This window comes from Shewanella sp. S1-58-MNA-CIBAN-0166 (assembly GCF_040310085.1).
In the GTDB taxonomy this organism is placed as follows: domain Bacteria; phylum Pseudomonadota; class Gammaproteobacteria; order Enterobacterales; family Shewanellaceae; genus Shewanella.
Genome location: NZ_JBEOPN010000011.1, coordinates 63,112 through 83,568, shown reverse-complemented (window position 1 = coordinate 83,568; position 20,457 = coordinate 63,112). Strand labels below are relative to the sequence as shown.

Below are 20,457 nucleotides of genomic sequence, written 5' to 3'. Positions count from 1 at the left end.
GAATGACTAAAGAGGTGTGATGATGAAAACATCCTTTTACAAGCTCGCTGCATTGGCTGGCATAACGATGCTAACTGTTATGACCGCAGAAGCTGCAGAAACAACTTCCCCACAACTGCCGGTTCCTGCTGCGGCTCAGCTATGTACTTCTTGCCACGGTGCACAAGGTCAAGGTATCGACATTATTGGCCCTCGTTTAGCAGGCTTATCTGCCGATTACATCAGCAATCAACTTGCGTTATTTCATGCAGGAAAACGTCAAAATCCAACCATGTTAGCAATGGCTGCAACGGTGCAAGGTGACAATATTGCTGTGGTAGCGCAATATTTTAGTCAGCAACCTGTTGCTGACATTCCGCTCCAATTTCGCGGTGACAAGGTTGGTATTAGCGATCCGTTCGAAAAATTAGCCTTTCAAGGTGACTGGTCACGTACCATTCCAGCATGTGTTAGTTGCCATGGTCCATCTGCCGTGGGTGGCGGGCAGTTTCCTCGTTTAGCGGGGCAGCAAGCCAGTTACCTTAAAACCCAATTATTAGCCTGGCAAGAGGGCTCTCGTACAGGCGATGCTGATAACATGATGGGCAATATTGCGCTGAAATTAACGGCTGCCGAAATCGATGGGTTATCTCAGTTTTTTGCCAATATAAAATAAGGACATGGCTATGAAATTATTATCGCTATTGACCATTGGCGCTCTGTTTAGCTTGCCTTTACAGGCCGATGAATTATTGACCGAAGTTCCGGCTAAGCCTACTGCGGTAAAATCGTCAGAGTCTTCGACGACACTACCCGATCGCCAAGCTGCATTACCTGCGCTGGAGAAAAAAGTTGATGCTGTTTATCTTCAACCCGCACTATTAACTGCTATTCCCGAGGGGGATTTTGGTGACAAGGTTCGGTTAGGTTATCAATTGTTTGTTAACACCCAACAGCTACGAGACAAGTACGTTGGCAATGAGCTCAATTGTGTTAACTGCCATATGAATTCAGGACGACAAGCTAATTCGTCGCCTTTATGGGCGGCATACTTTGCTTACCCTGCTTATCGTAAGAAAAACGATAAAGTAAACTCTTTTCAAGAGCGCATACAAGGTTGTTTTACCTATTCAATGAACGGTAAAGCTCCGGCGGCAAACTCTCCTGAACTTGTGGCAATATCGGCCTATTCTTACTGGTTGGGCATGAGCGGATTAATGGATCAATACAAGGTTGCAGGCCCAGTGCCTGAGTTGTCTGATGTGGAGTTGGTTAAAGGCGGTAAACGGGATGATTTCCCAATGCCAGCAGCTATTGCTAAACATTTGGATACTGCAGCGTTAAGCCAGCTTCCTGGGCGCGGCTATCCGAAAACACCTCAACCTGAACTGGCTTATTCTCCTGAACGTGGTCAGATAGTTTATCAAGCACATTGCCAAGTTTGTCATAGTGAAGATGGCCAAGGACAAGTGATTGCTGGTGTTACTGCATTACCACCATTATGGGGAGCTCAAAGCTATAATTGGGGCGCAGGCATGCATAGGGTAAATACAGCTGCTGACTTTATTTATGAAAATATGCCGTTAGGCAAAAGCGTGCAATTAACAGTTCAGCAAGCTTGGGATGTAGCGGCTTACCTTAATTCGTTTGATCGGCCACAAGATCCTCGTTTTAACGGTGATGTGAGTAAGACTCAAGCCACCTATCATAAGCACCAAGGATATTATGGCCAATCCGTTGCCGGCAAACCTGTTTTGGGCACGGCTTCGTATCCGGTTTTTCCGCTTAAAAATAATATAAAGTAATTATATTTGCTTAGTCTAAACCATTAATCTTTGTCAGTTATACCCATTAAGTTAACGCTTAGTGGGTATTTTTATTGGTTGTTAATTCATTTTCAGAAATGTAATACGCAGAGCGCTTATTGAGCATGATGCTAAATGTCAGTATATTCAGTCATCATCATCACCATACAGGCTGGACAATGACATTATTTACTTCAGCAGCACAATCGTGCCCACTTTGCCAGCAAGCTAACGGTTGTGCGATGGAGCAAGGATTAGCCATTGATGCATGCTGGTGTGCTAAGCAAACGTTAGACATGCCATTGATTATTGAGCAGTACAAAGCCGCATCTACTTTGGTTGATTTACCTAATGGCCAATGTGTTTGTCAGTCATGTATGACTAAATTGGTGCAACAATTCAACACAGACCCCGTTGAAACTTATTCACCAGAACCAGAACCAGAACCAGAACCAGAACCAGAACCAGAACCAGAACCAGAACCAAAATCTGAATCAGAACTCAAACCATAACTATAACCATAACTATAGCCATAATCATAATGACCATTCATTAGGGGCGTTTCTATGCCAACGAAAGTGATCAATTTCAATGACAAGTTCTCTTTGTTCGACCAGCATTGGTCTCCTCGTGTAATTGCAGAAATGAATGACTATCAATTTAAATTGGTTAAAGTCGAGGGTGAGTTTGTTTGGCATGAACATGCCGATACTGACGAAGTGTTTATTGTAATGGAAGGAACGTTGCAGATCGCTTTTCGCGATCAGGACATCACGCTTCAGGCAGGGGAAATGTTTGTTATTCCTAAGGGGGTTGAGCATAAACCCATGGCGAAAAAAGAATGCAAGATCATGATTATCGAACCTCGAGGTGTCGTCAATACGGGTGAGATAGATAGCGATCGAACTGCGTTAAATGATCAGTGGATATAAAGCAGACCCTTTCTGGTTATTTATGACAGGCCTCTGTTCATGCGATCGCATTTCAAGCAATAGCCGCTAGTGTGACGTCAGCACGATGTTTAATGAGAAGCTATTGTTAACCCAATGTTAATTTTTATTGTTAGCCTGCTGTTAGTCGGTATACTGAGGAGATTGCGTGTTGGCCATTAAGCCAAAAAGACTGACATATAACGCTATGTATACTAGAGGATAATAATAATGCTTAGAAAAATTCTCGTTGCTGTCGCGACTATTATAGCGATCCCTTTTGTTGTCGCCCTATTTGTTCAAAAAGACTATTCAGTCACTCGTACTATCACCATAGATAAACCGATCTCCGAGGTTTTTGATTACGTTAAACATCTAAAAAACCAAGATAATTTTAGTAAGTGGGCGCAAATGGATCTCGAGATGGTGAAAGCCTACCGCGGTACCGATGCGACAGTAGGCTTTGTGTCTGCTTGGGCAAGTGAAAACCCAGATGTAGGTGTTGGCGAGCAAGAAATTATTGCCATAGATGAAGGTAAACGTATCGATTTTGAATTACGGTTTATTTCACCCTTTGAAGCGACCGAGCCTGCCTATATGAGCACTACAGCCGTTAATGCTAATCAAACTAAAGTTGATTGGGGTTTTAGTGGCCATTTTGCTTATCCAACTAACTTAATGTTTTTGTTTATCGATTTTGAAACCATGATAGGTGCTGATTTACAGCAAGGTCTAGAGTCATTGAAAGTGGTACTCGAAAAATAATTTGTATGTGCATGAGCTAATGAATCATCTTGAAGATGATTCATTAGCTCATGCAGTGGCTTGCCATGGTTAACTTAATCGGGGTAATCTAAAAAATGCAATCGTTGCAGTGGAGTTGGGCCACCGTAACCATAATAAAAATAACCAAACATCTAATAATTATAATATTCGACATAAGTCATTACTCATTATGAGGTTTTTTACATGGAAGCAGTCACGCAATTTGTCAGTATGATTAACAGTATAGTATGGGGCGTTCCCATGCTGATTTTGATTTTAGGAGTAGGGCTGTTTCTGTCGATAGGCTTAAAATTTATGCCTATTTTAAAGCTGAATCGAGGTTTTAAATTATTATGGTCGGGTCGTCAGGTTACTGATGAAAGTGAAAAAGGTGATGTCAGTCCGTTTAATGCTCTCATGACTTCATTATCGGCCACCATTGGTACGGGTAACATCGCTGGTGTGGCTACGGCGATTTTTATTGGCGGACCCGGGGCATTATTTTGGATGTGGTGTACGGCGCTCGTGGGTATGGCGACTAAGTTTTCGGAAGCTGTACTGGCGGTAAAATATCGTGAGACCGATGCTAACGGTAACCATGTTGGCGGCCCGATGTATTACATCAAAAATGGTTTAGGCAGTAAATGGGCCTGGTTAGGCACTGCATTTGCTCTGTTTGGATCTATTGCCGGTTTTGGTATTGGTAATACTGTACAAGCTAACTCAGTCGCTGATGCAATGAGCAGTAACTTTGGTGTACCTAATTGGGTTACTGGTGTGGTGTTAATGGTGCTAGTGGGTGCGGTACTCATGGGCGGTATTAAACGTATTGCTGAAGTGGCGGGTAAGTTAGTGCCATTGATGACGGTATTTTATATTACCGCAGGTTTAGCGGTATTGATTGTATATGCAGACGAAGTACCTGCTGCTTTTATGTTGATTATTGAAAGTGCCTTTAACCCAGTAGCAGCTCAAGGTGGTTTTGCGGGTGCAGCGGTATGGGCTGCGATTCGTTTTGGTGTGGCACGTGGTGTATTTTCAAATGAAGCGGGGTTAGGGAGTGCGCCAATTGCTCATGCGGCGGCGCAAACTAATAACCCAGTAAAACAAGGTTTAGTGGCCATGTTAGGGACGTTTATTGACACGCTCATTGTGTGTTCAATAACGGGCTTGGCGATTGTAGTTTCTGGTGCGTGGACATCTGGCGAAAACGGCGCTGCATTAACCTCTCTTGCATTTTCACATGCTTTGCCCATGGGTAATTATATTGTGGCCATCGCATTGGCTGTGTTTGCCTTTACCACTATTTTGGGTTGGAGTTTTTACAGTGAAAAATGTATTCAATACTTATTAGGCGATAAAGCCGTAAAACCATTTCGTCTAATCTGGACCTTGGTTGTGCCTTTGGGTGCAGTAAGTTCGCTAGAGTTTATTTGGTTATTAGCCGATACATTGAATGCGATGATGGCGATTCCAAACTTAATTGCGTTAGTGCTATTAAGCCCTGTAGTATTTGGCTTAACCCGTGAATACTTTATCAAGCAACGCGCACTAAAAGCCAAAGCATAGTGTGAGTAAATCGTGTGGGTAAAATAGTGTGGGTAAATAGTGCAGGTGCATTGTTCGGATAATTTGTTCGGATAATTTGTTTGGCTGAATCGCTTGGCTAAATCATTCAGCAATCGCCGGATAATGGCACCGAGCAATATAATTCAACAATAATAATAGCTAAGCATGTTTATCAGTACATTGATAAACATGCTTTTTTAAAAGGATTTTTTATGAAGCACGTTTTTTTTACTGCCTCTGTTGCCGCTATCTTGAGTATGGTATTTGTGTCGGGTTGCTCTAACCTGTCACTGCGAACCAATGCGGGTACAATTGCGCTAGGCAATGCCACAATAGCTGGAGTTGATACCTACACCTCAGCAGAAATGTCTAGGTTCAAAGCACAGTTTCTTGGCGATGTGACCACGTCATATTGTGAAAATTCATCGGATCCTGAAAAGTTAGATGATCTTCCAAGTTTGTCTTCAATGACTAAGTCACTCAAATTACAAGTGACTCAACGAGGCGGTAATGCCATTGTGTTGAAGCAATGTGGCAAAGTTAATTACCCGTCTTGTACTGTTTATTTAGAGTGTAACGGCGAGGCATATGTCATCGACCGTGGCTTATAACTAGACCCATTTTTCTAGCGCCTATTGGAGTCATGTAATAGGCGCTAATCTAATCGTTTACTGAATCGCATCGCTGCAATCCATAATCCAATGACTGTAAAACCCACCAGCCATAACACATCGCTAATTAACTCACCTAACGTCGCCCCTTTTAACACAATCGCTCGGATCACCCGCATAAAATGGGTCCCTGGTAGTGCTTCAGCAATCCATTTGGCTGCCGTCGGCATGGCTTCTAATGGGGTGATAAATCCAGAGAGTAATATGGTCGGTAATAATACAAAAATGGTCATTTGCATGGCTTGTAGCTGGGTTTTTGCAATAGTGGATATGATTAACCCTAATGTCAGACTCGCGGTAATAAACAGTAAAGTGCCTAATAATAAATGACTGATAGCGCCATTGATGGGCACTGCAAAAATAATATTGCCCAAGCCCAAAATAATGGTCATTTGCACTAAGCCGATGACGATGTAGGGCAATATTTTTCCAATCATTAGTTCTATTGGTTTAATCGGAGTGGTGATTAATAATTCAAGATTACCGCGTTCACGCTCACGAACGATGGCTGATGAAGTAAACAGTACCATAGTCATGGTCAGAATGACGGCGATTAAACCTGGAACAATATTTACCGCTGATCGCTGCTCCGGATTATAAAACAAGCTAACTTCAAACCGAGATTGGCTGCTGGTTTGCTCAGGTACAATATCGTTGAGCGATAGGTTTCGTAGTTGCTTTATCGCGCCAGCAATCATGGTGTCTGAACCATCGACTATCCATTGGCCAATCGGTTCATTGCGAGCGATTTTTTCGTTCAAGGTAGGTGGTAAAATTAATGCCGCTTTAATGTCGCCACGGCGAATAGCAGCCTGAGCTTGCTCGGCTGTGGTGAGATAGGATGTGACTTCCACTACCTGGGTGACTTTTACCGCCTCGACTATCCAGCGCCCTGCTGCTGAGTCACTTTGATCAACAATAGCGACTGGTATTGCCCGTACATCAGTATTGATGGCATAGCCGAATAACAACAGCTGGATCAGCGGGATCATTATCACCATAGCAAAGGTAATTCGATCGCGCATAAGCTGCTTAACTTCTTTAGCGGTAATGGCGTGAATGCGCATGTAGCTATGGCGAATACTGTTCAGCATGTTGTTAGCCCTTATGTTGCTTCATGGGAGGCTGGAACACGCTGTCCAGTATGACTGACAAAAACGTCTTCAAGATTAGCGCTAACCAAGTGAATATCTTGCAGGTTAACGGGGCGATTATGCTGTTGGCACTGATGCAGTAGCCAAGAGATAGGATCTGCCACTTGTTTGCTGACCAAGACCCGTAATCTATGGCCTAACTGCGCCGCAGAGGTCACTTCAACGTGACTGATTAATGCTTGTTTTAACAGCCTTAAATCAGTGGTGTTGATTTCAACCACATGGGCATTGATGTTATCCATTAATGCTTTTGGCGTGTCATCTGCTCTGATCCTGCCTTTTTCCATAATGGCAATTTTATGGCAGCGTTCGGCCTCATCCATATAATGGGTAGTCACTAAAATACTGGTGCCTTGTTCAGATAAATCGAACAGTTGCTCCCAAAAGTCACGCCTGTTTTGTGGATCAACGGCTGAGGTGGGTTCATCTAAAAACAGTAACTTAGGTTGATTTAAACAGGCGCATGCAAGGGCCAATCGTTGTCTTTGTCCACCGCTGAGGGTGCCAGCCAGTTGATGTTGATACTGGCTTAGCTTGTAAGTGCTTTGCAGTTGATCAATGCGTTTTTTGCAGGTGCTACTGTCGATACCATAGATTCGGCCAATAAATTGCAGGTTCTCTGTAACCGTTAAGTCATCGTAGAGGGAAAACTTTTGGGTCATATAACCAATGTTATGGCGTAATGCTTCAGCCTGCTCCGGGATGGCTAACCCCATGACATTGATGGTGCCTTCGGTGGGAGTGAGTAAACCAGTTAACATTCTAATGGTGGTTGATTTACCACAGCCATTTGGGCCTAAAAACCCATAAATGTTGCCTTTCGGCACCAATAAATCTAATTGCTCGACCGCAGCAAAGTCGCCAAATTTTTTGGTGAGGCCATGAGCTTGAATTACCCATTGTGGGTCTACGGATGGTGTCATTTTTGTGTCGGCAATATAACTTGGGCTGGTATGCCCGTAGGTAGCTCGCTGGCCGAACTGTCTAAATTGACTTCAGCTAGAAAAGCTAATCGTGACCGATCTGATTGATTCAGCGCGTAGTAGGGGGTAAATGCTGGTTCAGTACTTATCCAACGCAGTGTGCCGTTAAATGTGCCGTCGATACCATCTACACTGACCGACAACGTTTGGCCAATGTGAAGTTTGGCAGCATAGGGTTCAGGTATATACACTCTGGCGTAGGGCGCTGCATCAGCTTGAATAACTGCAACGATTGCACTCAGTTGGACGCGTTCGCCTACATTGTAAGGTAAGTTATCTAGCTTACCGCTGCGAGTTGCACGAATGCTTAAATCGCTGTAAACCTGCTGCTCGTAACGTAGGTTGGCATTGGCAGCATCGAGTGCCGCTTGGGCTTGAAAAATATCTTCTTGGCGAACACCTTTGATTAATATGGTTAGCCGGTCGTTGGCGGCGTCATATTCTGCATTGGCTTGATCGCGAAGCGCTAAAGCACGATCGCGTTCTGCTTCACTGACTAGATTTTTTGCTAATAAACTCGCGCTGCGTTGATAAGACTTTTGTGCTTCGATTTTGGCGGCGTTAGCACTTTTTAATGCCGAATTGGCACTGGCGATATCTTCAGGGCGCTCGCCATTGGTGAGTTTTAGTAAGTAGGCTTGGGCTTTGACCACTTCGGCTTGCATTACCGCTAAGCGCGCGGCTTGTTTTTGGGTATCAAATTGGACTAATAAATCACCGGCGTTGACTTGCATGCCTTTTTTAATGGGTTGTGCAGTAATGATTTCTGCGGCGGTTGAACGAAGAATGACTCGATCGCGCTCTAAGGTACCTAATGCTTGTGAAGGGGTGGCTGGGGTGCAGCCACTTATTAATATCAAGCTGGATAATAACGTTGAAAATAACGCTGAAAATAGAATGTGTTTCATAGTAAGTCTCAACCATCGTGGTCATTACACTATAGCAAACTTGTCGTGTAACAATGCATTAGCTTATTTGATGATTGCACTTGTAAAGCCAGCTAAGTGTGACCTATGCCACACTTAGCGAGTTTCCTTTGTTTGCTCTTTATTCGAAGTTGTTATCAAATTCTGAATCTTCAAATAAGTCGACAGCAGAAGTCGGGACAACATTTTTGAATTGGCGTGCAAAATGACGTTGCACCCCTTTTAAGTCGATATTGCCGATACCAGACGCAAAACCAAACCAAGCATACAGACCGCTAATGTCTTCAAACATCGGGGGTAAATATTTAGGGTGGGCAATAATGCCTTCTTGGTAAGCTTGATACAGAACAGGAATGTCTTCGATGGCTAATTTACCCAAAAACAGCATTGGGATTAGTTCTGGTAAACCTGTGCTGATGGCGCTACGAATAAAGTTAATGTTTTCAACATAACCGCGTACGTAGGAGATATCTTTAGTGAAAAAGCTGCCACCACCAACCATGCCACCACGAAACACCCGTTGAGTAACACGATAACTGTCTTTTGAACTCAGGTTGAGGTTTCTAAAGTATCGATAGACTTCAATAAAGTCGGCACCTTGTTCTGCCATGTCGACAGCAGATACTCGATCGCTAATTCGACGAGCACGGCCTGGATTTGAGCTTAATGTCAGCATTTCCATCAACACTGCTAAGCCTTCCTGCGACGCTGTCACTCGTGGTGAACCAACACTGAGCCAAGTTGCATGTGGTTGCGCCCGACCATTAAGTGTGGTGCCCACATGCACCCAGCCTTCGTGCACTTCATATACATTGAGATCCGATTCGCTGAACATGGCGCGGGTATTGAGCTTAACGGTATCGCCACCTACTGCCGCATCAGAGACAATACCATCGCTCAATTTAACGTGAATTTCATCGTTATGAAAATACTTCACTAAGCGTTCGCTAAGAATAGTTACCGCTTCAGGGGCGGTCACAATTTTAGGATGACGGCTACTCATGTGACGCGCTGCTGGCAGCGAAAATATATGGCTTAAGCGATCGCCCAGTTGGCGTACCGTATGACGATCGCCATGTAATTTGTCGCTCGCACTGCCGTATAGCTCTTGGCTGAGTTTACCAAACATTGGCTTGCCGCGGTTATGCAGCATGTCTATTACTATTCGATATTGGTCAATGTTAGCCAGTAAAATTTTACCTAGCTTATCGCGTTTGCCTAAACCTCGCTCAACGGCACTTTTTAACCCTTGTAGGTCGGTCTGAGTCTGATCTGCGTTAAATGATAAAGGAATCGATTGATAGAAATCATTACTGACGTTGGGTAATTCTTTGCTTTGTTTGGCTAAAAAGTCATCTTCAACTTGTCTTGGCCATTTTATCGAATCCAAAATTTTAATCGGTGCTTGGATGCGAATTAATTCATCAGAAAAACGACGAATATCTTGTTGATAACGCAATAAAGAGTCAGACATTGTCTTTTCCTAATCTTGAGAATGTTGTAAGCAGTATTAGCACTTATATTAGCAGATGTTGATCGCAAAACGGCAATGAAAAAATACCTCAAATGTAGCACTGTTTTGGTGCGACAAATCAGTTTATATCGCAACCCCCTTTAGTCATATTATTTAAGTCTATAAAAATTATAGATTATTTATTTGGCATTAAAACTGCTTTAGCTAAAGTAGTCTTGATTAAAAGGAAAACCTATGGCAGCGATGAGCTATTTAAGTGTGATTGAGCGTTACCATGAATATGAACACTTGGTACACGAATTATTAGAATCGATTTTGATCGGTGTGGGAGACATTAATCTATTCGAACAGCCTATTTCAGCTAAAATTTTTGAAGATATGGCGATTAGTTATCCCTTTGTGGAACTCATTTATTTACTTGATCAGCAAGGGATGCAGATTTGCCCTAATATCAGTGTCATTAATCAGCAAGTTAAGCTAATGGCTTGCGGTCATCATGCTGACCGAAGTCAGCGACCTTATTTTACTCAATTGACTGCCATCGACACCGTTCATATCACTCGACCTTATTTATCTAACTCCGGTGGTGGGCTGTGTTTGTCGGCATCACAAATGATTAAATCGGCCTCTGGGCAAGTGGTTATTGTGGTTATTGATGTCAACCTAACACGATTGATCGAGTTTATGATGGGCGACAGTGCTCGGCGTAAAATGTCACCGTTTTTTAAAAGCATTTATGCTGCGATTGTACTGTGTCTGTTTGTGTTGGTGAGTGTACTTATGTGGACCGTGATCCGCGATATTTATACCTTATTTAGCCAAATATCTGCGACCCATGATCCGCTACAGCCCTTTGGTATTATCATTTTTCTTACATTGGCTTTAGCTATTTTTGATTTGGGTAAAACCATTTTGGAAGAAGAAGTGCTTATGCATAAAGATATCTTCCGCCACAGTTCGACCCGAAGAACGATTACGCGGTTTATTTCGACCATTTTGATCGCGATTTCAATTGAAGCTTTGCTGACCATGTTTAAAGCGTCGCTGGGAGAAAAGCAATATATTGAACCAGCCATTCTGATGATGTTGGCGGTCGTTGGGCTATTGGTTGGGTTAGGGATATATGTGTACTTAGGTGCCAAAGCTGAGCTGCTACTCACACAAACACAAGCCGGTAAGCACACTAGGCGCGTACAAACTAAGAGTGATATAGGCGATTAATTAGCGCTTAATAGTGTTTAAGTTCGCTCGCTTAAAATAGACAGGGATAAACGACATTAGCGTTTATCCCTATTTTTTAGAAAAAGTCGTCGTCACCAATCGCTTTACGTAATTGTGCTTGTTCGAGGAAATCTTCTAACCTGCGTTTTACTTGGCGTTTATGTTGTAATGTTTCTGCGGATTTAACGTTTCTAGGCGTTGTCATCGCGTCCATTTCTGTGTCATCAGGCACTCTTTCACTAAGATTAGCCATAACAAAACCCTCATGTTGAATAAAAGCGTGGTATTAATTCAATGAGCATTTTCTAACTAAAAAAACCTAAATAGGGAAGTAAAATATTTTTCCTCAGTTGGACAGCTATTTTTACCTTTCTCTTTGAGCTTAGCAGTAAATGTTTTTCTTGCTAGTAAAACAAACTAGCTTGTGCGAAGAGTATGCTTGTGATCAACTATTCTGGATGTGCTGATGTGCTGATGTGCTGATGTGCTGATGTGCTGATGTGCTGATCGTAGATAATGCTCCGCTTTCAATACAGATAAAAAAACGCCACCTTTAACTAGGTGGCGTCGATATGAACAATACTGCAAAGCGCATATGCGATAGGTTGACTCGTTATAGGCTAAAGCCATATGAGTAGCCTAAAACGACTTTAGCATCATTGTCCGGTAAGTCCGTGTCAGAGGCCATAAATGAGACAGTTCCTAGGTCTGTTTCAGCGCTTAATGTGACATTGTAGTCTGCATATGTGTCGCCGAATAAATCTTCAACGACATCGCCTTGTGAGTAACCGTAGTGGAACGCAATGCTGAGCTTTTCTGTTAACGGGAAACTGGCATTGGCTTGGATATAGTTCCAATCTGTTTCGTCACTTGCACCTGACACATCAGAATCAGCGTTGATCACTTGAGAATAACCCACATCTAACCATTTCCATCCAAGTACTAAGGCTACTTCACCAAAATCAATACTGCCACCAGCATCTGGGTAAGCATAATAAAGGTAGCTGATGTCGTAAGTTAGGTCTTCAGTAAAGTTACCGCCATAACCACCATAAAGATCTAATTCGTAGCTGGTTTCATCACCAAAATCGACATTCGATACCCAAGTACCAGCATAAAATCCAGAGTCATGAGCATAGTCAATGCCGCCTTGAACGGCCGCTTCATTATTGGTTTGCGTGGTGCCACGCCATAAGTAGTTCGATGTTGCGCCAATATTGCCAGTGACTTCAGCAAGGGCAGAGCCGCTTAGTAATAAGCCTGTTGATAATGCAATAGCTTGATATAGTGATTTTTTCATCTTCATCCCTTAAAGTTTTATTATCACTGAGGCATTTATGTGTCATTAAATGAGCTCAATGTTGGTTTGTCTGAAGATCAATTAGCGAATCGCATGCCAATATTTTTTTATTATTTAAATTAGTGGGTTATATAATACTGGATCATTTTGTTGCATCTTTGTTGCCGCTAAATGATGCACTAATGCACTTTTATTGTGCAATGATACTTTGGGCTTAGGTATTTGCTTATATTGAGTCGTTTAGCGTTTTGCTGTGCGAAAGAAGGGATTCTGAAGTGATCTATATTGTTCATGTAACTCAGGCATCTGGATTACAGAATAAGCAAAGCTGAAAAATAACCAATAAAAAACCTCCACAGAGGAGGTTTCTATCAAAAAAAGACTGAGCGTAATAATTAATTAACGCTATCTTTTAGTGTTTTACCAGCTTTAAACTTAGGCACAGTAGCTGCAGCGATTTGAATTTCTTTGCCAGTTTGTGGGTTACGGCCTGTACGAGCAGCACGTTGAGTGGTTTCAAAAGAACCAAAACCAACAATAGAAATTTTATCACCATTTTTCATGGCTTCAGTTACCGCTTCTTCGAAAGATTTTAGTGCGCGGCCAGCTTCAGCTTTAGTTAGTTCCGCATTCTCAGCGATTTTTGCAATTAATTCACTTTTGTTCATATTGATATTCTCTGCTTTCCATAGAAGTGTTTTTTAAAACATGAATAACATGCCACAAGCCATGCTGGTTTAAAAGCACTTTATCCCATAAATTCAGTATCTGTAATGGTTTTAGAGCAAAATCAGTACAAATAATGTCTTTTTTGGCTCTGTGGTTATTCTTCTAGCAGTTGGTAAAGAATTTTCTTTACTAACTGTGGTTCGAAAGGCTTATCACATAAGGCGTTAACTCCAGCACTAAATACATTACTTAGGTGGGTGTCATTGGCTTCTGACGATACCATTAGAATGGGGATATGTGATTGTTGACTGTGATTACGGATATATTGCGTTAATGCAAGACCATCCACCGAAGGCATGTTGTAGTCTGTTATCACTAAGTCATACATGTTTTCTTTCATTAGGTTGATAGCCTGCTCACCGTCAACCGCTTCAGTAATCAGTTGCATCCCTAAGTTACCAATAGTGCGTTTAATCACATTACGCGCCATTCGGCTATCATCAACGACTAATACCCTGATGTTATGCACGTCAAAGTGGCTTAAATCCAACTCGTCGTGGCTGAGTAAATCAATGGTCGAATTAAGTGCCGTCGCTAAGTGCTCAGCATTAAATGGCTTAGGCAAAATGGCGACAACACCTGATTGCCTAAAGATTTCGAGCTGTTCACGGCGACACTCACTGGACACCAGCATAAATTGAATATCATTTAACGCTGGAGTGCTTTTGATGTATTGCAGTAGCTCTGTGGCTTCACCATCGACAAAATGCAGTGCACTGGCGATTAAGTCGGGTTTATGGCGTTGAATAATCGTTTTGGCTTCCGCAATCGTTGCGGCAGTTTGAATGCTGCTCACCCCTTCTTGCTGAAGACGCGTAATGATAATTTTACGTTGAGTCTCTGACGGCTCAAGTAATAGGATGGATAATTCACTTGGGGATAAACTAGTCATAATTCACGTTCCACAGATATATTTATTATTATTTTGTTGTTTTAATGTTGCGCGCATGAGCAAATTGTACACTAAAAATGCCCTAAGGATGGCAGTCAAACCAGAGTAATAGTGTCTTATGCTTACTTTTTAACGAGATAGTCTCTCGTCACGTTAGACAGTCCTACCCACCATTGAAATACCACCACGCTCAACAGTAACAACCACAGTGGGATCAGTGGTATGTCATAACCTTGAAACACAAGTTTTACGTCATCAGGGGTGATTTGATAGGCAATGATTGCTGTTGTGGTGATAGCTGTAAGTCCGAGAGTTTGTAAGCCTACGTAGCTGATCAGCAGTACTTTTGTCCATGCTGCACGTTTGATTAAACCAATGAATACCGGTATCACTCCCAGTGTTAATAAATCATATGCTTGATATGTTGTTGCGCGCCAAATAGCAATAATAGTGAGTACAACATACAGTGAGATAAGAAGCATGACTCTAATTGGCATTCGGGGGGCTGTGTTTTGGTTCATATTGATCATCTAGCTGGAAAATTTGAGGTAGAATATCTCACAAAATAGAGCGATGGATACATTTTGATGACAGAAACACATTTTTGGGCGCTGGTAACACGAGATCAACCAGAGCAGTCTTCTGCTGATCTTGAATTGCGTTTACGCGAACAATTGCAACTCTTGGATGATGAAGCGCTAAAGACATTTGATAAAATGTTAGGCCAGCAATTACGCCGTAGTTATTTATGGTCAGTTTGGGGCGCTGCATACATCATTACTGGTTGCGATTCTGACTATGCCTTTGCTGAGTTTAGATGTTTTTTACTGTCGTTAGGTCAGCAATGGTATGACAAGGTTATTGCTAATCCTGACTGCTTGGGTGAGTTAGCACAATGGCCGTTAGTGGATGATTATGCTTACCCGTTTGTTGAAGACTACGATTTAATTGCAGGTAAAATTTACGAAGACCGTAATGGGGATGAGTTGCCGTTTATGCCCTCAGGCCAGAATACACCAGTGGGTAAAAAATTCAGCACCAAGCCAAAAGTGATGCGTCAAACCTATCCTTTATTGAGCGCACGATTTCCTTTTTAGTGGGATGAAACTGTTAAGCGTTGGTTCAGCTTAACAGGTCTATAGTTATTACATATGATGCTGGCTAGATGGCTAACATTCAATTTAATGACGATTATCCGCATTGCAATATGACCACAACAGTTTAGACAAACGTTAAACATGACGTGCTGGATTGATTGTGTAACTTACAGTATGAAGCGGTTGTGTTGTAAGCGTCTTAACCCCTTTGGAGGTCTATTATGAACGTAAAATATTTACTACTTGCTCCGGTATTGGTATGCCAAGTTGCCATGGCCGAAGATGCGCCAGAAGCGAACCCTGTTACCGAAGTGGGGCTGGTTAAAATTGAGTGGCAAAATCCAAAAGATTTTCGTGATATTAAAACCTCAAATGAACTTCAGTCGCGCTTTGAAAACCGTTTATTTGAAACCTTAACCAAAAACATCAATAAACAGGCTGAAAAAATCCTTAAGCCAGGGCAGACTTTGCAAATGCAAGTGACTAACTTTGATTTAGCTGGAGACATGCGACCAACATTTGGGGCTACGCCAGGTGATTTACGTATTGTAAAAGATTTATATCCACCCAGAGCGACGTTTAGCTACAGTGTAAATGAAGGTGACAAAGTCATTATTGCTGGAGATGAAAAAATTATCGACATGAGTTTTATGAACAATACGCGTAATTTCAATAACAGACCGTTTCAATATGAAACCAACTTATTTGATGATTGGTTACAAAAAACGGTAGCTCCCAAATTATAAGTTAAGCCTTGTTGATTGTTTTTCATGCAGGTAAAATCCATTTGAAGCGATTTTTGCCTGCTTTTTGGCTTGGGCGCTTAACGTTGATATTTGATACTCTGTTGCTTGTTGGGTCACCAATGGTGGTAAAACCCCAATGGATAATGAAACCAAAGGGTATTGGAATTGCAGCCCTTGTCTGTCTTGGGCTTGCATTGATTGTGCTTGCCAGTGATCGCCATTATAAAAACTCATTTTCTGTTGCTCAAACCGTTCAATAATTGTTTGGCAGTTGGCTAGCGTGTCGTCTTGCATGCTTATCATAACAAAATCGTCCCCCCCAATATGGCCAACAAAACAATGTTCATTTTGATAAGGCAGCAACAAGTTTGCGACTAACTGAATGACTTCATCCCCACGCCAAAAACCATAAATATCGTTGTAGGGCTTAAAGTGACTTAAATCTAAATAGGCAAGATAGTAAGATTTTTTTTGTAGCCTTAAGCGTTTTAGCTCTTCTTGTATTGGCACGTTCCCCGGCAAATTGGTGAGAGGGTTTGCGTGTCGCGCCATTTTTATTCTATGTTCAGTAATACGTTGTAATAAATCTTTAGTATGGCCAATGCCAATCAACTGCTGATTACGCAAAATAATGAACTGTTGCGCTACCGTGTTGACTGAGTCAGAGGTGAGTAATTTGCTGACATGGGTAAGCGGTTCGTTGGCATCAATGTGTAATACCTTGGTGTCCATTGCCATTTTCGCAGGCCGGTTTTCGTGTAATGCACGGCCATAAGGTGTGCTGAATAGCTCGAGTAATGTGCTGCGATTGACGATACCTAATGGCTTGTTATTTTCGGTTACCACAATGGCTTGTAATGCTGGTTGTTCAGAAAAAGTTTGACTGATTTTTTTTAGTTGTGTGCTGGGAGATGCTTTTATGGCGTTAGTGCATAAACTTTCAGCTGTTTCACAATAACGAGAATTAGGTTGAGCCATGGGAGTGCTCAGTTCACTGCTAAATTGCTGGTTTGGATGGAGCGCTGGTCGTCCGAGAAAGTAGCCTTGGCAATAGGTTACCCCTAATTGTTTTAGGGTGGTGAGCTCCTCATTGGTTTCAATGCCTTCTGCGATCACTTTACAGGTTAAGTTCTGGCATAAATCGACAATAGAGCGGACAAACTCTTGTTTTACCGCAGTGGTATCTATTTGATGAATAAAATGGCGGTCAATTTTGACATAGTCTGGTGCTAATTCAGACCACAAGCGTAATCCAGAATAACCGGCGCCTAAATCATCAATAGCGGTTAAAAACCCTTGATTGCGATAATGGTTTAAACAGGATTTTAGCAAGTCGATATCGTCGGCAGGATATTGTTCGGACAATTCAATAACCACATCCGCCGGGTTGATCCCCAATTGTTTAATAAGCTGTAATGTCATGCCTTTTGGATGATTGGGATCGAGTAATGCTTTTGGTGAAATATTAATAAATAGCTTGCCATTAAGCTGGCGCGAGTGAAATGCATTAATTGAAATACTGCGACATAAAGTTTCAAGTTCGCTTAATAAGTTTTGTTTTTCGGCGGTAGTAAATAAGGCGAAAGGGGTGTGTAACGGGCTACTTTTAGGGCCACGACTGAGCGCTTCATAACCGTGTAATTGATTTGTTGAAACATTGAAAATCGGCTGAAATACAGCGTCGATAGATTGCTGTTCGATGATGTTGTCAAGTTCACTTACGAGCTGTAAAGCCGTCATCTGTAGGTCTCATTCCATTAATTACCTAACGGCATCGCGTTCGGTATTGTTACCAATGAGAGACAAGTCTATTGCGAAAATATGACAAGATTATGTCATATGATGGAAAGCTCCTAATAAGAAAGTATTAGTGTCTGTTGATCTTTGTTAGTCATTTCTACTGCGTTATCGGCTCTTTGTGTAGCATAACTACACTACAAAGCCTCTGCCTTATATAAATGACTAACAATTCGCTGCAAAAACAACTTAGAAAGATCAACAGACCCTGCGAGCATAGCGATTACTTGGCGAGTTTAAATACTTGTAGTGTTTGTAGTAAGGCCGCAAGCTTTTTGACAAAGGCTTCAAGTGTCTCTGGTGCAACATGAGTGCTGTTCTGCATCGCATCAAATTCTGCAACCATTTCTTGTACATAAGGTAAGAAACGATTACTACTAGTTGTAAAACCTTGATCTTCCGTAAAAATCGCCACAAACTTACCGTGGCCTTCTTTACGTAACTCATCGAGGCGAGCATCTGAATCAATGGCTTGTCTATAGGCGACTTGCAGGTTTTCTTTTATTTGTAGAAAAACATTGGTGTACGGCATAATTGCCTCATAGTGCATGTGCAAAGAATAACGTTAATTATAAGGAGCTGGTATGCAGGCAACAAGAGAAAGTCGGCTTATTTTCAATATCAATTTGATTTATGGTCGCTTACAACGAAATTGCTACGGTTTAGTTGCATTACTGCTGTGTTTTACATCGACATCGGCAGCTGCGTTGGATTCACCGGTATTCTATAAAATAGAGTATCTGCAACAGCAAGCGTATTTATTGGGCTCCATTCATATTGGTCGGCAAGACTTTTACCCATTAGCACAACATATTGAATCAGCATTTAAACAATCGGATGCGTTGGTCGTTGAAGCTGATATTAGCCAAGGCGATACTGGGGCGTTATTGCAACAATATGGTGGTTTGTCGGCAGATATTGCCGCAGACGTTAATGCGACTCGGCAAGAGTATTGTCAAAGTCATCAAACCTTATGCCAAGCACTGGCTCCGTATGCACCTTGGTTGCAGTCAGCGCAAATTAGCATGGGGCGTTTTGGGCAATTAGGTTACAGCGCAGAACAGGGTGTCGACGCTTATTTTATGGCAAATCGCAGTGGTAAAGCTTTGGTTGAGCTGGAAAGCATTCAGTTTCAATTCGAATTAATTTCATCATTTTCAACTGCGACTCAGCTGCAAATGCTGGATGATTCGATTAACGCTAGCGATGCTGAAATGCTTGATTTAATCTACGCTTGGCGCCAAGGCGATAGTAATGCTCTAGCAAAAATTATGGAATCGCAAGCGGGCGATGCTGATGAATTACTCGAAAAACTGTTGTGGCAACGTAATCACACGATGACGCAAAAAATCATCCAGTTGTTGCAAAGTAAAACCCACAAACAATTATTTATTGTGGTGGGCGCTGGCCATATTGTCGGACAGCAAGCTATTCCTGACCTACTGAAACAGCAAGGAGCAACGATTACTCGCTGTAGCTTTTTACAGTGTTAATGTCGATGTGGTGCCAGCTATTCGAAAGGTAAGTTATTGAAAGTAAGTTATTGAAAGTAAGTTATTGAAAATAAGTTGTTGAAAATAAGATACTAAAGCCTGAGTTTATTGTGAAGTCGATTGGCCTACAAAGTGAATGTAGCGCCCAAGCGATAAATAAGGTTCTTGTTGAGAATAAGCCAACTCCATCTCAATCAGTTGATGTTTATCAAAGCCAGGTGGCAGATTGTGTTTCAAGTAATCATTGATAACTCTTACGCCCGATTGACTCACCATCGACAGTTGCCATTGGCTAAACCAAGTGCGGACATCTTCAATATACAGCGGGTGGGTCGGGGTTAATCCGACCTTCTTTTTGACGTTGAAATCACGGTTAACATAGTCAAAATTACCTGATATTAAGCTATGAAACCGTAAAGCTTCTTTATTAAAAAACATCAGAGAAAATAAACCATTAGGCTTTAATAATGCCAGTAAACCTTGCAAGGTGCTGCGGGCATCAATTAACCATTCTGCTACCGCATGGCAGAGAATGACATCAAATTGACCATACTCTTCAACGGTTAATGCTTGTATTGGGCTGTGGATTAACTGTATCGATAATGCAGTATTTGCCGCTTCAATCTGTTGCTGTGCTAGGGCAAGCATTTGCTCAGAAATATCACATAGCACGACATCATGGCCTAAAGCTGCCAGTTTTTGACTCAAATAACCAAAACCGCCACCGGCATCTAAAATACGTAATCTTGGTTTGCCAAGGCTGGCTAAAGCCGGAACTAAGTCGCGCCATAATACTGCAGCACGGATTTCACCTTTAGTGGTACCGTAAATATTTTGGGCAAATTTTTTGCTGAGTTTATCAAAGTTTTTGTCTTGCACTGTATCGGCTGCGTTAGGTCAGTTAAGTAGGATAATTATCTCATTTTG

23 protein-coding genes are annotated in these 20,457 nt (G+C 42.0%); 11 read left to right on the top strand and 12 right to left on the bottom strand.

Going from position 1 to position 20,457, the window contains the following annotated elements; translation table 11 throughout:
• Positions 1-67 precede the first annotated feature (67 nt).
• The 7 genes from AAEY99_RS08920 to AAEY99_RS08890 all read left to right on the top strand — a co-directional run bounded on the left by AAEY99_RS08920 (position 68) and on the right by AAEY99_RS08890 (position 5,658).
• Entirely contained in the window at positions 68-655 is a 588-nt protein-coding gene (locus tag AAEY99_RS08920) for a c-type cytochrome (RefSeq protein WP_243756329.1), read from the top strand.
• 10 nt (positions 656-665) lie between these two features.
• Entirely contained in the window at positions 666-1,784 is a 1,119-nt protein-coding gene (locus AAEY99_RS08915; protein ID WP_351010136.1) for a c-type cytochrome, read from the top strand.
• A gap of 179 nt (positions 1,785-1,963) precedes the next feature.
• Positions 1,964-2,296, top strand: coding sequence for a cysteine-rich CWC family protein (locus AAEY99_RS08910; RefSeq protein ID WP_351010133.1), 333 nt, complete (start codon positions 1,964-1,966; stop codon positions 2,294-2,296).
• 54 nt (positions 2,297-2,350) lie between these two features.
• Positions 2,351-2,716: a cupin domain-containing protein gene (locus AAEY99_RS08905; RefSeq protein WP_101085119.1), complete on the top strand. Its 366-nt coding sequence runs from the start codon at positions 2,351-2,353 to the stop codon at positions 2,714-2,716.
• A 228-nt stretch (positions 2,717-2,944) separates the two neighbouring features.
• Positions 2,945-3,478, top strand: a complete 534-nt coding sequence (locus AAEY99_RS08900) for an SRPBCC family protein (RefSeq protein WP_182744788.1) — start codon at positions 2,945-2,947, stop codon at positions 3,476-3,478.
• A gap of 204 nt (positions 3,479-3,682) precedes the next feature.
• On the top strand, positions 3,683-5,047 hold the full coding sequence (locus AAEY99_RS08895) for an alanine/glycine:cation symporter family protein (protein ID WP_182744787.1): 1,365 nt from the start codon (positions 3,683-3,685) through the stop codon (positions 5,045-5,047).
• A 212-nt stretch (positions 5,048-5,259) separates the two neighbouring features.
• A complete protein-coding gene (locus tag AAEY99_RS08890; protein WP_351010130.1) occupies positions 5,260-5,658 on the top strand; it encodes a hypothetical protein in 399 nt (132 codons plus the stop codon).
• A 44-nt stretch (positions 5,659-5,702) separates the two neighbouring features.
• Here AAEY99_RS08890 and AAEY99_RS08885 read toward each other — a convergent pair whose 3' ends face one another.
• The 4 genes from AAEY99_RS08885 to AAEY99_RS08870 form a co-directional block, all read right to left on the bottom strand.
• Positions 5,703-6,812, bottom strand: coding sequence for an ABC transporter permease (locus tag AAEY99_RS08885; protein WP_101085123.1), 1,110 nt, complete (start codon positions 6,810-6,812; stop codon positions 5,703-5,705).
• A gap of 11 nt (positions 6,813-6,823) precedes the next feature.
• Entirely contained in the window at positions 6,824-7,795 is a 972-nt protein-coding gene (locus AAEY99_RS08880; protein WP_162023927.1) for an ABC transporter ATP-binding protein, read from the bottom strand.
• Positions 7,792-8,763 (bottom strand): HlyD family secretion protein, encoded by a 972-nt coding sequence (locus AAEY99_RS08875; protein ID WP_351010127.1) that lies wholly within the window; start codon positions 8,761-8,763, stop codon positions 7,792-7,794. Before AAEY99_RS08875 ends, AAEY99_RS08880 begins: the two co-directional genes overlap by 4 nt.
• A gap of 139 nt (positions 8,764-8,902) precedes the next feature.
• The gene (locus AAEY99_RS08870) at positions 8,903-10,255 is read right to left on the bottom strand and encodes a flavohemoglobin expression-modulating QEGLA motif protein (protein ID WP_162023926.1); all 1,353 of its coding nucleotides are present in this window, start codon (positions 10,253-10,255) and stop codon (positions 8,903-8,905) included.
• Positions 10,256-10,489: 234 nt separating this feature from the next.
• Here AAEY99_RS08870 and AAEY99_RS08865 point away from each other — a divergent pair, with 234 nt between their 5' ends.
• Positions 10,490-11,476: a PDC sensor domain-containing protein gene (locus tag AAEY99_RS08865; protein WP_351010124.1), complete on the top strand. Its 987-nt coding sequence runs from the start codon at positions 10,490-10,492 to the stop codon at positions 11,474-11,476.
• Positions 11,477-11,552: 76 nt separating this feature from the next.
• Here AAEY99_RS08865 and AAEY99_RS08860 read toward each other — a convergent pair whose 3' ends face one another.
• The 5 genes from AAEY99_RS08860 to AAEY99_RS08840 form a co-directional block, all read right to left on the bottom strand.
• Positions 11,553-11,729 (bottom strand): PA3496 family putative envelope integrity protein, encoded by a 177-nt coding sequence (locus AAEY99_RS08860; protein ID WP_011638952.1) that lies wholly within the window; start codon positions 11,727-11,729, stop codon positions 11,553-11,555.
• 360 nt (positions 11,730-12,089) lie between these two features.
• Positions 12,090-12,776 (bottom strand): TorF family putative porin, encoded by a 687-nt coding sequence (locus tag AAEY99_RS08855; protein WP_059745699.1) that lies wholly within the window; start codon positions 12,774-12,776, stop codon positions 12,090-12,092.
• Positions 12,777-13,171: 395 nt separating this feature from the next.
• Positions 13,172-13,444, bottom strand: coding sequence for a non-specific DNA-binding protein Hbs (gene hbs, locus AAEY99_RS08850; protein ID WP_011638950.1), 273 nt, complete (start codon positions 13,442-13,444; stop codon positions 13,172-13,174).
• A gap of 155 nt (positions 13,445-13,599) precedes the next feature.
• A complete protein-coding gene (locus tag AAEY99_RS08845) occupies positions 13,600-14,397 on the bottom strand; it encodes a response regulator (RefSeq protein ID WP_011638949.1) in 798 nt (265 codons plus the stop codon).
• A gap of 122 nt (positions 14,398-14,519) precedes the next feature.
• The gene (locus AAEY99_RS08840; protein ID WP_350997619.1) at positions 14,520-14,918 is read right to left on the bottom strand and encodes a hypothetical protein; all 399 of its coding nucleotides are present in this window, start codon (positions 14,916-14,918) and stop codon (positions 14,520-14,522) included.
• 66 nt (positions 14,919-14,984) lie between these two features.
• On the opposite strand from AAEY99_RS08840, the gene AAEY99_RS08835 reads away from it, so the two are divergent.
• Together AAEY99_RS08835 and AAEY99_RS08830 are read left to right on the top strand one after the other, a co-directional pair.
• On the top strand, positions 14,985-15,494 hold the full coding sequence (locus AAEY99_RS08835; protein ID WP_101085130.1) for a DUF4240 domain-containing protein: 510 nt from the start codon (positions 14,985-14,987) through the stop codon (positions 15,492-15,494).
• Between the two features lie 221 nt (positions 15,495-15,715).
• Positions 15,716-16,240: a DUF3016 domain-containing protein gene (locus AAEY99_RS08830; RefSeq protein ID WP_101085131.1), complete on the top strand. Its 525-nt coding sequence runs from the start codon at positions 15,716-15,718 to the stop codon at positions 16,238-16,240.
• Here the strand turns inward: AAEY99_RS08830 and AAEY99_RS08825 are convergent.
• Together AAEY99_RS08825 and AAEY99_RS08820 are read right to left on the bottom strand one after the other, a co-directional pair.
• A complete protein-coding gene (locus tag AAEY99_RS08825; RefSeq protein ID WP_351010122.1) occupies positions 16,235-17,980 on the bottom strand; it encodes a GGDEF domain-containing protein in 1,746 nt (581 codons plus the stop codon). The two genes, AAEY99_RS08830 and AAEY99_RS08825, sit on opposite strands and share 6 nt — an antisense overlap.
• 280 nt (positions 17,981-18,260) lie before the next feature.
• Positions 18,261-18,569, bottom strand: a complete 309-nt coding sequence (locus tag AAEY99_RS08820; protein ID WP_101085133.1) for a prephenate dehydrogenase — start codon at positions 18,567-18,569, stop codon at positions 18,261-18,263.
• Between the two features lie 52 nt (positions 18,570-18,621).
• Here AAEY99_RS08820 and AAEY99_RS08815 point away from each other — a divergent pair, with 52 nt between their 5' ends.
• Positions 18,622-19,530: a TraB/GumN family protein gene (locus AAEY99_RS08815; protein WP_351010119.1), complete on the top strand. Its 909-nt coding sequence runs from the start codon at positions 18,622-18,624 to the stop codon at positions 19,528-19,530.
• Between the two features lie 105 nt (positions 19,531-19,635).
• On the opposite strand, the gene AAEY99_RS08810 is transcribed toward AAEY99_RS08815, so the two are convergent.
• Positions 19,636-20,409: a methyltransferase domain-containing protein gene (locus AAEY99_RS08810; protein WP_351010117.1), complete on the bottom strand. Its 774-nt coding sequence runs from the start codon at positions 20,407-20,409 to the stop codon at positions 19,636-19,638.
• Positions 20,410-20,457 lie beyond the last annotated feature (48 nt).